Source organism: Actinoplanes sp. GCM10030250 (assembly GCF_042666575.1).
Taxonomy (GTDB): Bacteria; Actinomycetota; Actinomycetes; order Mycobacteriales; family Micromonosporaceae; genus Actinoplanes.
Window position 1 is genome coordinate 161,868 of record NZ_JBHTDO010000002.1, and the last position, 13,913, is coordinate 175,780.

At 68.9% G+C, this 13,913-nt stretch carries 8 protein-coding genes, 2 tRNA genes and 1 pseudogene; 3 read left to right on the forward strand and 8 right to left on the reverse strand.

Translation table 11 applies throughout. The features are described 5' to 3' along the window. Nucleotides 1-78: 78 nt before the first annotated feature. Both ACFQV6_RS03885 and ACFQV6_RS03890 read right to left on the reverse strand, forming a co-directional pair. Nucleotides 79-1,347: a DUF1501 domain-containing protein gene (locus ACFQV6_RS03885; protein WP_378025908.1), complete on the reverse strand. Its 1,269-nt coding sequence runs from the start codon at nt 1,345-1,347 to the stop codon at nt 79-81. 5 nt (nt 1,348-1,352) lie between these two features. Continuing rightward, a complete protein-coding gene (locus ACFQV6_RS03890; RefSeq protein ID WP_378025909.1) occupies nt 1,353-2,915 on the reverse strand; it encodes a DUF1800 domain-containing protein in 1,563 nt (520 codons plus the stop codon). An 82-nt stretch (nt 2,916-2,997) separates the two neighbouring features. Between ACFQV6_RS03890 and ACFQV6_RS03895 the strand changes: the two genes are divergently transcribed. Together ACFQV6_RS03895 and ACFQV6_RS03900 are read left to right on the forward strand one after the other, a co-directional pair. Next, nucleotides 2,998-3,849, forward strand: coding sequence for a spermidine synthase (locus ACFQV6_RS03895; protein WP_378025910.1), 852 nt, complete (start codon nt 2,998-3,000; stop codon nt 3,847-3,849). Between the two features lie 159 nt (nt 3,850-4,008). After that, entirely contained in the window at nt 4,009-5,112 is a 1,104-nt protein-coding gene (locus ACFQV6_RS03900) for a translation initiation factor 2 (protein ID WP_378025911.1), read from the forward strand. Between the two features lie 355 nt (nt 5,113-5,467). Here ACFQV6_RS03900 and ACFQV6_RS03905 read toward each other — a convergent pair. Both ACFQV6_RS03905 and ACFQV6_RS03910 read right to left on the reverse strand, forming a co-directional pair. Further along, a pseudogene (locus ACFQV6_RS03905) lies at nt 5,468-6,454 on the reverse strand (TerC family protein); the annotation flags it as partial. A gap of 9 nt (nt 6,455-6,463) precedes the next feature. Then, complete coding sequence (locus ACFQV6_RS03910; protein ID WP_378025912.1) at nt 6,464-7,225, reverse strand: pentapeptide repeat-containing protein; 762 nt, start codon at nt 7,223-7,225, stop codon at nt 6,464-6,466. 298 nt (nt 7,226-7,523) lie between these two features. Here ACFQV6_RS03910 and ACFQV6_RS03915 point away from each other — a divergent pair, with 298 nt between their 5' ends. Then, nucleotides 7,524-8,792, forward strand: a complete 1,269-nt coding sequence (locus tag ACFQV6_RS03915; protein WP_378025913.1) for a lamin tail domain-containing protein — start codon at nt 7,524-7,526, stop codon at nt 8,790-8,792. On the opposite strand, the gene ACFQV6_RS03920 is transcribed toward ACFQV6_RS03915, so the two are convergent. The 4 genes from ACFQV6_RS03920 to ACFQV6_RS03935 form a co-directional block, all read right to left on the reverse strand. After that, entirely contained in the window at nt 8,777-10,174 is a 1,398-nt protein-coding gene (locus ACFQV6_RS03920) for an FxsB family cyclophane-forming radical SAM/SPASM peptide maturase (protein ID WP_378026257.1), read from the reverse strand. The two genes, ACFQV6_RS03915 and ACFQV6_RS03920, sit on opposite strands and share 16 nt — an antisense overlap. A 191-nt stretch (nt 10,175-10,365) precedes the next feature. Then, nucleotides 10,366-10,439: transfer RNA gene (locus ACFQV6_RS03925), tRNA-Met, on the reverse strand. A 353-nt stretch (nt 10,440-10,792) separates the two neighbouring features. Next, nucleotides 10,793-10,866 (reverse strand) — tRNA-Met (locus ACFQV6_RS03930). Nucleotides 10,867-10,931: 65 nt separating this feature from the next. Continuing rightward, on the reverse strand, nt 10,932-13,904 hold the full coding sequence (locus ACFQV6_RS03935; protein WP_378025914.1) for a UPF0182 family protein: 2,973 nt from the start codon (nt 13,902-13,904) through the stop codon (nt 10,932-10,934). Nucleotides 13,905-13,913 lie beyond the last annotated feature (9 nt).

Sequence of the window (13,913 nt, forward strand, 5' to 3'; positions counted from 1 at the left end):
CCTCCGCGCTCCTGTGGTGGGATCAGTGTGGAACGCGCTTCATGAACCGGATGGCTGTTTTGCCCAAAATAGCCACGTTTAGCGAGCGTTGACGATTCCCAGCCCCGATGCCGTGATCCCGGGGAAGACGCCGGCCAGGTCGGCGACGCCGCACCGCGCGCGGAGGATCTCCCCGATCACCGCCCGGTAGTCGGTGGTCACCGCCAGGTCGCCGTCCCGCAGCTGAGCAGTGGTCAGGCCGGGCCACCGGCCGTACACCTTGCCGCCCCGGACGTTGCCGCCCAGCACGAACATGACGTTGCCGTAGCCGTGGTCCAGGCCGCCCGAACCGTTCTGCACCACCCGGCGCCCGAACTCGCTGATCGTGAGCAGCGTGACCCGGCGCATGCCCTCGGTCCCGAGGTCCGCCGCGAACGCCGCAAGCGCGGCAGAAAGCGCCTTGAGCTGGTCGAACATCCGTCGGCCGGCCACCGCCGGACCGAGGTTCTCGTGCATGTCCCAGTCGCCGGAGTCGACGGTCGCGCTTCTCAGCCCGACCCCGGACTTGATCAGCCGGGCCACGTCCCGCAGTGCCGCGCCGAGATCGGTCTGCGGGTAGGCCGCGCCGTTGGCGGGGGTGTAACCCGCCGCGCGCAGCTGAGCCCCGCGGGTCAGTGCCTCGGCCAGCCGGCCGGCGGTCCGCGCGAGCGCCGGCGGAGCGCCGTCGTAGAGGGCGGACATCGTGGCGGCGATCGGCCGGTCGGCCTGGGCGCCGGTGAGCTGGAGGGCGTCGACAGTGGTCACGCTCAGGTTCGGCGCCGGGCCACCGAGCACCCGGGCCGGCCTCGCAGTGCCCATCGCCACCGCGTTGAACGCGTCGTCCGAGCCGACCGTGCCGATCATCCGGTTCAGCCAGCCGGTCCGCTCCGACGTGCCCGGCGCGGCCCGCTCCAGCTCCTCCATGGCGGAGAAGTGCGACCGGTTCGGCGCCGGCTGCCCGACCGCCTGCACCGCGGCCAGCTTCCCCGAGGTCCAGTACGGCAGCAGCGGCGCCATCGCCGGGTTCAGCCCGAAAAACGCGTCACCGCCGATGAGCTGCGACTTCTGCACACCGATCGTCGGCCGGGCGGTGTAGTAGGCCGGGTCGCCGGCGGGCACCACCGCGGAGAGGCCGTCGAAGCCGCCACGCAGCGAGAGCAGCACCAGCACGTCACCGGCGTACGCCGGGTCGGCGGCGAACGCCAGGCTGGTGTCCAGCTGCGCCCCGGCCAGGCCGGCGAAGGCACCGGCGGCACCGGTGGCGAGCAGGCGGCGCCGGGAGAGCGTCGCCCGGCGGGAGTCGTCGCATTCGCAGGTACTGGTGGTCATGGCGGTCACCTCAGCGCGAAGGACGGGGAGTTCAGCAGCATCCCCATCAGGTACGGGAACATCCAGCCCACGGCCGGATCGGTGGACTTCAGTGCCGACGCCGGTGTCTTGCCGTAGAACCCGGCGAGCGCCGCGATCTGCTTGGCCGACGGCGGGATCCCCAGCAGGCGGATGCTCACCGCCTCGATCAGCGCGCCGTAGGTGGCCGGCAGCGTCCCGACCATCCCGGTCGCCAGGGCGGCCGGCTTGACGAGCGTGTCCGGCCACCAGCCGGCCGCGATCGAGATGTGAAAGTTCCAGCGGACCAGCAGCCCGGACGGCGAGTCCCAGGCCGCGGCCACGTCCGGGTAGCCGTTCGGCGGCCCCCAGAACAGCGGTGCCTGACCCGCGTCGCGGGCCATCCAGTACAGGCTCTCCAGGAACTTGGTGCCGCTGGTCGCGGGACCGTAGCCGAGCGTGCGCACGGTGGCCGCCAGGTCCTCGAGCGGCGTCCGGGTCTTGGCACCCCTTGAGGCCGCGAACTCCGCTGACGTGAACAGGGCCCGCAGCACCGGAGCGATCGCTGTCTTGTTGTCCAGGTAGACCTTGACCAGTGCGGTGATCAGGGCGGGTGGCGGCTCGTCGGCGACGAACCGGACGCAGAGCTTGGTGACGATCCGGCGAGCCGTTACCGGGTGCAGCGCCAGGTAGTCGAGCAGCGCCAGGGACGCGGCCTCGCCCCCGGTGGTGCTGGCGTTGGCGTGCTGGAAGGAGAGCACGCGTACGGCGCCGACGGCGTGGAGGTTTCCGTCGTACCGATATCCGCCTGTGGTGTTGTCCACGGTCAGTCCGGTGAGCAGCCGGGCGGCGTTGGTCACGTCCGCCTCGGTGTAAGCCAGCCCGACAGTGTGCAGCTCGAGCAGCTCACGCCCGTAGTTCTCGTTCGGCGCGGCCTTGGAGGAGAAGCGGTTGTCCAGGTAGGTGAGCATCGCCGGGTGCCGCGCCGACGCCTTGAGCAGGTCGGAGAACTTGCCGAGGGCGTACTTGCGAATCACTGTGGTGTCGTAGTCGATGCGGCTGTCCCAGACGTCGCCCGACGGGCAGGTGACGTTGAGGTGGTTGCCCCAGAAGTCGGCCATCACCTCGAACAGCTGCCGCTCGCTCCAGACGGCGCGGGCCACCGCGGCGAAGCCGAGCTGCCACATCGGGTCCCAGCTGTACTGCTTCAGCTTGCCGGTGGACACCTGCGAACGGATCTGGGCGGTGGTGAGCCGGCACAGCGGCAGCCGGTCGAGCAGGCCGTCGACGACCTTGTCCGCAACGGCGGACGGGTTCAGCTGGCGGTCGAGCCAGGCCGAGGCGCCCAGCTTGCGGATCTCGGCGATCGACGCCGGGCTCGGGCCGAAGGTGGCCCGGCGCAGCAGGTGCAGCAGCGGGTCCGCGGGCAGGAACGAGGCCGGGTTCGCCGAGACGGGGGTGGAGGGGGCCGCGGCGGCGGGCGAGCCGGTGGTCATGACGGCCGCCGCACCGGCGGCCGCCACCCCACCGGCGACGGCACGCCGCGTCAACGTCTGGTCGAGTGCACTCACGGCGGGATCGGTCGGAGGTTTTCCCGGTGATCTCTGGGTTCCCTGCGGCGCGCTACCCAACTGCTCCCTGGATACTGGCCCGATGGCACAGCGCAGGACGGCACGGCGGCGGGTGGAGACGGTCGCCTCGGGCACTGCCGAGCTGGTTCCCGACCCCGATCGGGACACCGCCTGGACGCTGATGCTCGACGGGGCGCCGCAGTCGCACGTCGACCTCGCCGATCCGGGCTACCTCCAGTTCGAGTACGTGCGCCGGATGGCGGCGACGCTCGACCTGGCAGCGCCGGCCGGGCGGCCGCTGCGCGCCCTCCACCTGGGCGGCGGTGCGCTGACGCTGCCGCGCTATCTCGCGACCACCCGGCCGGGCTCACCGCAGCGGGTGGTCGAGATCGACGGGCCGCTCGTCGAGCTGGTGCGGGAGGCACTCCCGCTGCCGGCGAACGCCAACATCCGGGTACGCGTGGCCGACGCCCGTGCCGCCGTCGAGGGAATGCGGGACTCCGGGTACGACGTGGTGATCCTGGACGTCTTCGCCGGCGCCCGCACCCCGGCTCACCTGGCCTCGGCCGAATTCATGCATGAGGTGGCCCGGGTCCTGGACCCCGGCGGATGGCTGATCGCCAACGTGGCCGACGGGCCGCCCCTGAAGTACGCGCGCAGCCAGGTCGCCACCATCCGCGCCGCGCTGCCGGAGGCCTGCCTGATCGCCGACGCCGGGGTGCTGCGAGGGCGCCGCTTCGGAAACCTCGTCGTGGTCGCCGGTCGCACCCCGCCGCCCGTCACGGAACTGACCCGCCGGGCGGCCGGCGACTGGTTCCCGGGCCGGGTGGAGACCGACCTGGACCGCTTCACCGGTGGGACCCCGCCGATGCCGGACGCCACAGCGGTCGCCTCCCCGCCGCCACCCGAAGGTCTCTTCAGTAACCGTAAGTAACGACGGGATCGGCCGATGGTGCAGCCAGGGTTACCGCCGAATGTCGATTTCCAAAGTTAGAGTGTGATTCGCGACAGGTGACTGGCGACGCCGTCCGCGCCGGGCTGTAATCGTTGCGGCCGCGTTGACGAATCGTGGCGACCACGGGGGAAGGCAACCATGTTCCACCAGCACTTCCTATCCGCATCGAGCACCGATCTCGGACCGCTCGACGACGGCGAGCGAGTGCTCTGGCAAGGCCACTGCGCCGTCGCCGAGTACGGGTTCGACGAAGCGTCCTCGCTGCCGCGCTGGACGCTGCCGGAGGCGACCGGCGTTCTCGTCACGGACCGCAGGATTCGCTATACGTATGCCGACGCAACAACCCAGAGTAGTGGCGAGATGTTCTGGCTCTGGCCGCAGCACCTGCGCGTGCAGCCGGGCAACCGCGAAACCGGGCGCAACGCGACGGTCACCCAGATCCAGTTGGTCTGCAACGGCCCGGACGGCAGCTTCCCGGCACTGGTCTTCGCCGGTGGCGACCTGGGCACGGTGGCCGACGCGGATCGCCTCGCCAACGTGATGCGGCAGGCCATCGCCCGGTTCCGGGTGGAGTATGCCGACGAGATCGGGGTGCCGGCTCCGCAGGCGCGCATGCTGTCCCGGCTGGCGATCGGGCCGGAGTTCAACAACTACCAGGGCGGCCAGGGTCAGACGGTGACGATGCTCGGTGCCGTGCCGGTGCCGGCTCCCGAGGTCCCGGAGCCGCAGCCGGCGTATGCCGAGGTGGCCACCAGCGAGCAGCCGGCCTACCAGCAGCCGACGTACGAGCAACCGGCTTACCAGCAGCCCGTCCATGAACAGCCGGCCTACGAGCAGCCCGCCTACGAGCAGCCCGCCTACGAACAACCGGCATATCGGCAGCCCGCGTACGAACAGCCCGCCTACGACCAACCCGCGTATCAGCAGCCCGCGTATCAGCAGCCGATGTACGCGGAGCCGGTCTACGCCGAGCCGGTGTCGGCCATGCCCACGTCGGGAAGCCAGGATTACGCGCTCCGCCCCGGGCTGGACGACGACGCCATCCGCGCCGAACAGGCCGTCCGCGCCGAACAGGACTCCCGGTACGCGCAACCCGACCTGGCCTCCCGCGCGGCCAGCCTGGCGGCCCGGGTGGCGAGCCTCGTCTCGGGCAACCCGGACGAGAACGACCAGGGCCGGACCACCAACCTCTCCGCCTACCTGTCACCGCGACCGGACGCCGACCCCGGCCGCCAGCACTGACCGGCAGCGCGGCTGATCAGTGAGCCTTTTTCAACGCGGCGAGGGCCTCGGTCGCTGGTGCCGGACAACGGTCCGGCAGCCTCAGGCCCGATGCCAGGTTGAAAATTGCTCAGTGGGTCGCCGGCCCGGTCGCCGACGGCGAGAAACAACGCCCGTCGGCGACCCGTTCGTCGTGCACCCGGTGCGCCCGCCGCAGCAGCTCCAGCAGTTCGGACTCCTGACGGCGGATCCGGGCCCGGTACCGCTCCGGCAGGTTCTTGAGGTTCTCCTCCTCGATCAGCAGCCGGTGGTAGATCTCGTCGCAGTACGCCGGGTCGGTCTCGACGTCGAGGAACTCGTTCGCGTGCCGCCGCGCGGCGGAGACCGCCGTCCGCGAGCGGCCCTTCGGGCTGAGCAGCGACGCCGCCACCGTGACCACCAGCACCCCGATGATGATGGCCAGCGAGAGCACGGTCGGGATCTCGGTCACGTGGATCGACTCGCCGTCGTTGATGAACGGCACGTTGTTCTCGTGCAGAGCGTGCAGGATCAGCTTCACGCCGATCAGCGCGAGGATCGCGGCCAGCCCGTAGGACAGGTAGACCAGGCGGTCCAGCAGGCCGTCGATCAGGAAGTAGAGCTGCCGGAGCCCGAGCAGCGAGAACGCCGTCGCAGTGAAGACCAGGTACACGTTCTGGGTCAGCCCGAAGATCGCCGGGATCGAGTCCAGCGCGAACAGGATGTCGGTGCCGCCGATCGCCACCATCACCAGGAGCATCGGGGTCAGGACCCGGCGACCGTCCTGATAGGTGAACAGCTTGTCCCCGTCGTAGGTGTCCGAGGTGCGCAGGAACCGCCGGGCCAGCTTGATGATGAAGTTGTCCGGCGCCGCGCTCTCGTCCTCACCCTTGTCCTTCAGCAGGTTGCCCGCGGTGATCAGCAGGATCAGCCCGAAGATGTAGAAGATCCAGGCGAACGAGTTGATCAGAGCGGCGCCGACCACGATGAACCCGGTCCGTGCCAGCAGCGACACCACGATGCCGAAGAGCAGCACCTTCTGCTGGTCCGCGCGCGGCACCTTGAAGCTGCCCAGCAGCAGCAGGAAGACGAAGAGGTTGTCGACCGAGAGCGCCTCCTCGGTCACATACCCGGCGAAATACTCGGCGCCCATGGTGGAGCCGCCGAACACCCAGACGCCCACTCCGAACAGGATCGCGATCGAGACGTAGATCGACGTCCAGAGAGCCGCCTCGCGCAGGGTCGGTATGTGTGCCCGCCGCACGTGGAAGAAGAAGTCGAAAAGCAGGAGTCCGACGATGAACGTGATGGTCAGGACCCACACCAAGCCGGAAACCTGCTGCATGCGTACATCTTAGGGGTGATCGGCGTCCGTCACTGCGGAGCGCAACTGTGACGCTGTGAGGAACAGCGCACCCGCCAGGTTCGCACCCCGCAGATCGGCGCCGCGGAGGTCCGCCCCGGTGAAATCGGCCCGCCGCAGGTCCGCGCCGCGCAGGTCGGCACCGATCAGCACCGCGCCCCGGAAGCTGGCACCGCGCAGGTCTGCCCCGCGCAGGCGGCCGCCGATCAGCTGGGCCCCGCTGTGGTCCGGCCGGCGGCCACCGGCACCGGAGCGGGCCATCTCGCTCGCGCGCCGCAGGAGCGGGTTCACCTTCCCGCGGTACGCGTTCACGTCGAGCTTCCGCAGCTCCTCCGGGCTACCGCCGGCCAGCGCGTCGGTCTCGTCCAGGGCCGCGCTCAGCTTCGGGTGCAGCCGCCGCGCCTCGTCGAGCCGGAGCGCCTCGGTCAGGAACCACATCAGCTCGTGCAGCTGCCGCATCACCGGCAGGGCGGCGAACATGTCACCGGCCAGTTCGGGGGCCGACCGCCAGTCCCGCCCGCCGAAGGTCTCCTGGGTGATCCGCTGGCCGGCGCCGAAGCAGTCGAAGACCACGCATCCGGGGAACCCGCGCTGCGGCAGCACGTCATGGATGTCACACCGGAAATCGTCGTTCAAATTCCGGCAGGGACGCCCGGCGGGCTTGTTCACGGCGAAATCGGAGGACTTGGCGAAAGCCGGGGCGACACAACAGAGCGCGGCACAGCGGGTGCAATCGGCGGCCAGGCGGGTCATTTCTTCCTTTTTCTATTCTCCCGATGCCCACGTCGCGTGGGTATGGTCAATTACGGGACGGCTGACCGAAATCATAGATATCGTCGGGCGGCGGCCTGTCAGTCACCTTACCCACTCGTCCGGGCGGCCAGTTTGACCTGCGGTTTCGACCACTTCTCCGCTGGCCGGGCCACGGAACCGCACCGGCGGGTAAGGTGCCGATCTTGTGAGCGACGACCGCGATAGCAATTTCCGGCAGCGTCTTCGTTCAATTCTGGAGCGGGCACCGTCAGGGTCGCCCCATGACGGAGGACCACTAATGCAGAGACGACCGAAAACCATTTTCGGCGTAAGTACCGCCTTCGGTGTGCTGGTTGCCGGCACGAGCCTTTTCGCGGCGGCGCCCGCGTTCGCGGCGGGCGAGCCGACGCTGAACACCCCGGAGGTCCGGGTCGGCTGGGGCAACATCACGCTCAGCGGCACCGCCACTCCGGGTTCCACGGTTTATCTGCGTGAGCGGGCGTACATCTTCGGTAAGGACGTGACCGAGGCGTCCGGCCTCGAACGGGCCGTGTCGTGGGACTACCCGGCCAGCGACGTGGCGGCGCAGGGCACCGGCCGCTGGGAGATCGTCCGCACGATGGACTCGGGCTTCGTCTTCGCCGTCGAGGCCGACGGCAAGTTCTCGCCGATCGTGGACGCGCCCCTGCGGGTGGGCGCCACGCTGTCGGCGACCTCGGGCAGCGCCGGCACCGTCAACTTCACGGTGCGCGCCTCGCCCGACCAGCCCGGCATTCCGGTGAGCATCCAGCGGTACACCAGCGGTGGCTGGGTCGAGGTCGCGAACGGCGTCACCGACGAGACCTCCGGTGGCGACGAGGCGTCCGAGGTCGTCACCTCGGCCTCCGGCCAGCCGGCGGGCCAGCACAGCTACCGCGCCTACCTGTCGGAGGCCGCGAACCCCGCCTACGCCTCGGCGGCCAACCTGCTGCTCAGCAACTACACGGCACAGAGCCGCATTGCTGTGGCCGGGTCCGGCGGTACCGACGGACCGGTTCCGGGAGCGAACCCGACGAACCCGACACCGACGCCGACCACCACCCGGACGAGCTCGCCGACACCGGCTCCCACGAGCACCCGGCCGACCACGCCGACGACCAAGCCGACAACGCCGAAGCCCACCACGCCGGCCCCGACGAACCCGCCGGCACCGTCGGCCGGCTCGGTCCAGTTCACCCGGATCCAGTACAACGCTCCGGGCTCGGACACCAACCGCAACAGCAGCATCGTGGGCGAGTACTTCAAGCTCACCAACAAGACCAAGAAGACGATCAACGTCAAGGGCTGGACGGTACGGGACAGGGCCGGCAACCTCTACCGGTTCACCAGCAACCACTACCTGGGCGCGGGCAAGAGCGTGATCGTCCGTACGGGTAAGGGCAACAACACGGCCGCCACCCGCTACTGGGGCAAGACGAAGCACGTGTGGAACAACGGTGGCGACGCCGCGACCCTGCGCACCGGCGCCAACAAGACGATCGACAGCTGCAAGTGGAGCAAGGCGGGTAAGGGTTACACCACCTGCTGATCGTCCTCGTACAGCTCTCCGGGAGTCGCTCCCGGAGAGCTGTCGCGTATGCGGCGCACGTCGGCGGTGACCCGCTCGTGCACGTGCTGGACGAAGATCCGCAGGTCCGCGCAGTACACCGAGGGCGCCCGGAAGCCGACACCACGCCGGTACCGGTGGGCGTAGTGGCCGCCTCCGCAGAACGCGACAGCCGGACAGCTCAGGCATTCGGCGGAGAGCGCCGCGCGCCCGATCTGCCGGGCCACCACACCCGGGTCGTCGAGGGCCGCGTCCAGGTCGTCGCCGAAGACGTCGAGTCCGGTCGCGCAGGCGCCCGGATAGGTGCTCTTCAGCGCGTCCACCTGCTCGATCGCGCCGTCCGACTCGACGACCACCACACCTGACGGGCTGAGCCCCAGCTGCTCACCACGGCTGGCCCCGCCCAGCACGAGGCTGATCGCGTCGTCGAACAGGCGGATCCGAGGTGGCGCGGTCTCGGCGTACCACTCGTCGAAGACCGCGATGAGCCACGCCGCGTAGGCGTTGGCGTGGGCATTGGCGTTGGCATTGAGGTCGGCGTTTGCGTTTGCGTTACCCAGGCCACCGGGCCGCCAGGGCGGCACCTCCCAGTTCGCGTGCGGCAGCAGCAGGTCGATCATCGGCGGCTCGAACCGGGCCAACTGCCGGTAACAGCTGATCGGATCGGTGCCGGCCGAAATCGTGCAGAGCAACCCGGCGTACGACCGGACGTTCTCCCTCTTCCGCAGGATCGCCAGCCCGCGCTCCACCGCCGCGAAGCTGCCCCGCCCATCAGGCAACCGCCGGTGCCGATCGTGCTCCACCGCCACACCGTCGACGCTGACACCCACCTTGATGTCACATTCGACGAGCATCGACACGGTCGCTTCATCAAGCAGCACCCCGTTGGTCTGCATGCCGATCTCCACGGCGCACCCCGCCGGAAACGCCGCTCTGGCCCGGCCGGCAAGCTCCGCCAGCCGCTCCCGCCCATAAAGCAGCGGCTCCCCACCGTGCAGTACCACACGGACCCGCTTCAGCCCGTGCCGCCGCGCATGCTCCGCGAACCGCCCCAGCGCCGCATCCCGTACCGCGTCGGACATGACCCGCGGCCGGTCCCGCCAACTCTGATCAGCGTGCTCGTAGACATAGCAGTAGTCACAGGCCAGATTGCACCGCTGATGCACCTTCAACACCATTTCGCGGAACGGCACCCCGAGCCGCCCAGCCCGGCGCAACCCGGCAACGTCCAGCTCCCCATAGGGCCATGGAGCCGCCCGAACCTGCGCCCTCCTGACCCGGGCAACCTCCGCCGGGCTCACGCCCCGCCCCCGCCCTCCACCATGCCCCGCACGCCCTCTCCGCCGCGCCGGGCCTGGCCACATCGCCACCCGAGCCGCATCCCCGCTCAAGCTAGTTTCCCCACGCTCACCCGCAACCCACCCCCTCTGTGTCCTCCTACACACCCCACCCCCACCCCAGCCCCCACAGACCGGGCAAACCGGCACCCCAAGCGCACAAAAAAGAGGCCCCCCGCTCGCATTTCTGCGAACAGAGGACCTCTCCAACTCACTCGTAGCGGGGACAGGATTTGAACCTGCGACCTCTGGGTTATGAGCCCAGCGAGCTACCGAGCTGCTCCACCCCGCGTCGGTAGTTAAAGCTTAGCCCCTCCCCAACCCACACACCAACCCGCCCCCCACCCCACCCCCCGCAACCGTCTGACCAGCACCGAAGCACAACAATCAAGAGAATCACCGCCGACAGACAGCCCACGGCCGGTAACTACGGACCGAGCATCACCCGTACCCAAAAACGCCTTTGACCGGCTCGAAGCGCAACCAAAGCGCCGAACGCCACCACCGCACCGCGGCTAGAAGCGCAACCAAAGCGCCGAGCGCAACCACCGCACCGCGGGGTGTCCGGGGGCTCGGCCCCCGGAGCAGACATGCGAAGAGGCCCCCGGTCCGCGCGTTCCGCGAACAGAGGGCCCCTAGGACTCGTAGCGGGGACAGGATTTGAACCTGCGACCTCTGGGTTATGAGCCCAGCGAGCTACCGAGCTGCTCCACCCCGCGTCGGCTTGTTAAGACTAGCGCACGGGTTCCGGGACCCGCAAAACGGGTCCCGGAACCGTCGCGTCTCAGCCTCCCGGGCTGGCTGCCGGGCTCACCGATGCTGCTGGAGCGCTCGGCTGGGTGGTGCCGGGTGCGTTCTGGGCGTTCTGGAAGCGCGTCATGGCTTCGTCGAGCGCTTTGAGCGCCTCGCCCTGCTTGGCGAAGTCACCGGCCTGCTGAGCGGCCCTGAGGTCTTCGATGGCCTTGTCGACGTCGGCGGCCGCCTGTGCCAGGGTGCCGGGCAGGGTGCTCGGCGGTGCGGTCGCCGGCGGCGTGGCGCCGGTGTTCCCCGGGGTTGTCGGTGTGGTGCCCGGGGTTCCGGTGTTGCCCGGGTTGGGCGTGCCGCCTGTCTTGCCGAGCTCGGCGAGTGCTTTGAGGCCTTCGGTGAGGTTTTCCTCGAGCACCACGTAGGTGCCGCCGTCGCCGTAGGACATCAGCACCTGTTGCAGCAGTGGTGCGGCGCCGGCCTGGCTGCTCTTCACGTAGACGGGTTCCACGTAGAGGATGTCGTCCTTGAGCGGCAGCGAGATGAGGTTGCCGTAGAGGACGGAGGCTTGGCCGCCTCGGGTGAGCAGTGCCAGCTGCTGCGAGATGTTGTAGTTGTTGACCATCCGTTGATGGACCTGGACGGGGCCGGGTACCACCGTGTCGTCGGGTAGTTCCAGCACTTCGAGCTTGGGCTGGCTGTCCACGTACGAGGCGGAGATCAGCGCGGACATGTTCTCGCGGTTGGCCGGTGTCACGCCCGAGGTGAGCTGGAAGCGGTTCTCCTGCTGTTCGGGCAGCTTGACGTTCAGGTAGAACGGCGGCTGCTTGACACCGTTCTGCGGTGCGTCCGGAGCGTTGGGCACCTGCCAGAAGTCGTCGCCGGAGAAGAACGTCCGCGGGTCGGTGACGTGGAACTTGGTCAGCAGGTTGCGCTGGACCTTGAACAGGTCGGCCGGGTAGCGGAAGTGCGCCGCGAGCTCGGCGGGAATCTCGTCCTTGGGCACCACGAGGTCGCCGCCGAACGCCTTGTTCCACGCCTTGAGGACCGGGTCCTTCTCGTCGAACTCGTAGAGCTTGACCGTGCCGTCGTAGGCGTCGACGGTCGCCTTCACCGAGTTGCGCATGTAGTTGACGTCGTCGCGGGCCAGCGCGAACGAGCCCTGCCCGGTCAGTTCGTCCCTGGTCTCGGTGGCCAGGTTGATCTTCTGGGAGTACGGGTACGTCTGCGCGGTCGTGTAACCGTCGAGGATCCAGGTGATCCGCCCGTTGACGACGGCCGGGTACGGGTCGCCGTCGATGGTGAGGAACGGCGCCACCGTCTCCACCCGCTCGCGCGGGGTGCGGTTGTACATCAGCCGCGACTCGTCGTTGACGGCGTCGGAGAGCAGGAAGTTGCTCTCGGTGTTGTGGATCGCGAAGACCAGCCGGCGGAAGAACGAGCCGATCGGTACGCCACCCTCGCCCTCGTACGTGTACAGCACGGAGGCATCGGTGTTCTGCTCCTGCGGCCGGTCGAACTCGACGTTCTTCTCCGGGTCGCTCTGGCCGACGATCGCGTACTCCGAGGACTGCTCGCCGAAGTAGATCCGCGGCTGCTCGGCCTTGATCATGTCGTTGGACGCGGTGCAGTTGTTGCCCGCCCGTGCCTCGGCGCCGAGGAAGCCGGAGACGAAGTACGGCAGGCCGGTGCCGCACACCTGGTTGGCCGGCGCCGCCACCAGGCCGTAGCCGTGGGTGTAGACGGTGTGCCGGTTGAGCCAGTTGCGCTGCTGGGCGGTGAGTTTCTCGTCGGCGATCTCACGGGCGCCGACCACGTAGTCCTGGGTCTTGCCGTCGATCGTGTACCTGTCGACGTCGAGCTTCTCACCGAAGTCGTAGAAGCCACGGGACTGCTGGGACTGCGTGAACGCCTGGGAGACCAGTTGCGGGTCGATCAGCCGTACGTTCTGCGCGCTGGTGTCGCCGGCCAGGCCCGCCGGTGGTCTGCCACTGCTCGCCTGATATTGGCTGACCTCGGTATTGGCCAGCCCGAACGCGTCCCGGGTGGCCTCGATGGACCGCGCGATGTAGTCCTGTTCCTTGTCGAACAGGCTCGGCTTGACCTGGAAGTTCTGGACGGCCAGCGGGTAGATGCCGCCGATCGCCACCGCGGAGACGGCCAGCAGCGCCACCGAGATCCCCGGCCAGACCAGGTTGCGGATGACCGCGTTGGAGAAGACCACGATCGCGATCGCCACCACCACGGAGATGTAGGCGAGGATCTCCTTGGCCGGCAGCAGAGCGTTCACGTCGGTGTAGCCGGCGCCGTACAGGCCCGGGGAGACGTGCTGCTCGAGCAGCAGGGCACGGCGATCCAGCACGTACGCCACGGCCTTGAGCAGCACGAAGACCGCGACCAGCGAGGTCAGGTGCGCCCGGGCGGCGGTGGTCATCCGGTCGCCGACGCCCTGCAGGCGCACACCGCCGAAGATGTAGTGCACGGCGAGCGAGCCGAGCACCGACAGCACCACAGCGGTGAAGCCGACGCCGAGCAGGTAGCGCCAGAGCGGGAACTCGAAGATGTAGAACGAGACATCCACGTTGAACTCTGGGTCCGGGACGCCGAAGCTTCCGCCGTTGCGGAAGAGCATCCAGTCGCTCCAGCGGTTCTGCGCGGAGAGCCCGGCGAAGAATCCGATGATGAGGCTGACCACGGCGATCCACGTCCCCAGGCGGGGGGCGAGGATCATCCGGTAGCGCTCCAGGGTGGCCTGTTCCGCCGAGTGCGGGCGCAGCAGCGGCCGCATCCGGTAGGCCAGGTAAAGGTTGCCCGCCACGACGAGCGTCATCAGCGCACCGATGACCAGGAACAGCGTCAGCTTGGTGAGCAGAACTCCGGTGAAGACATTGGTGAATTCGACCTCGGAGAACCACAGATAGTCGGTGTAGGCGTCGATGCCCCAACCGAGCAGGGTGAAAAGAAGGAATACCCCGACCAGGACGCCGACCGTGACGCGACCGCGCCGGCTCATCCTCGGTAG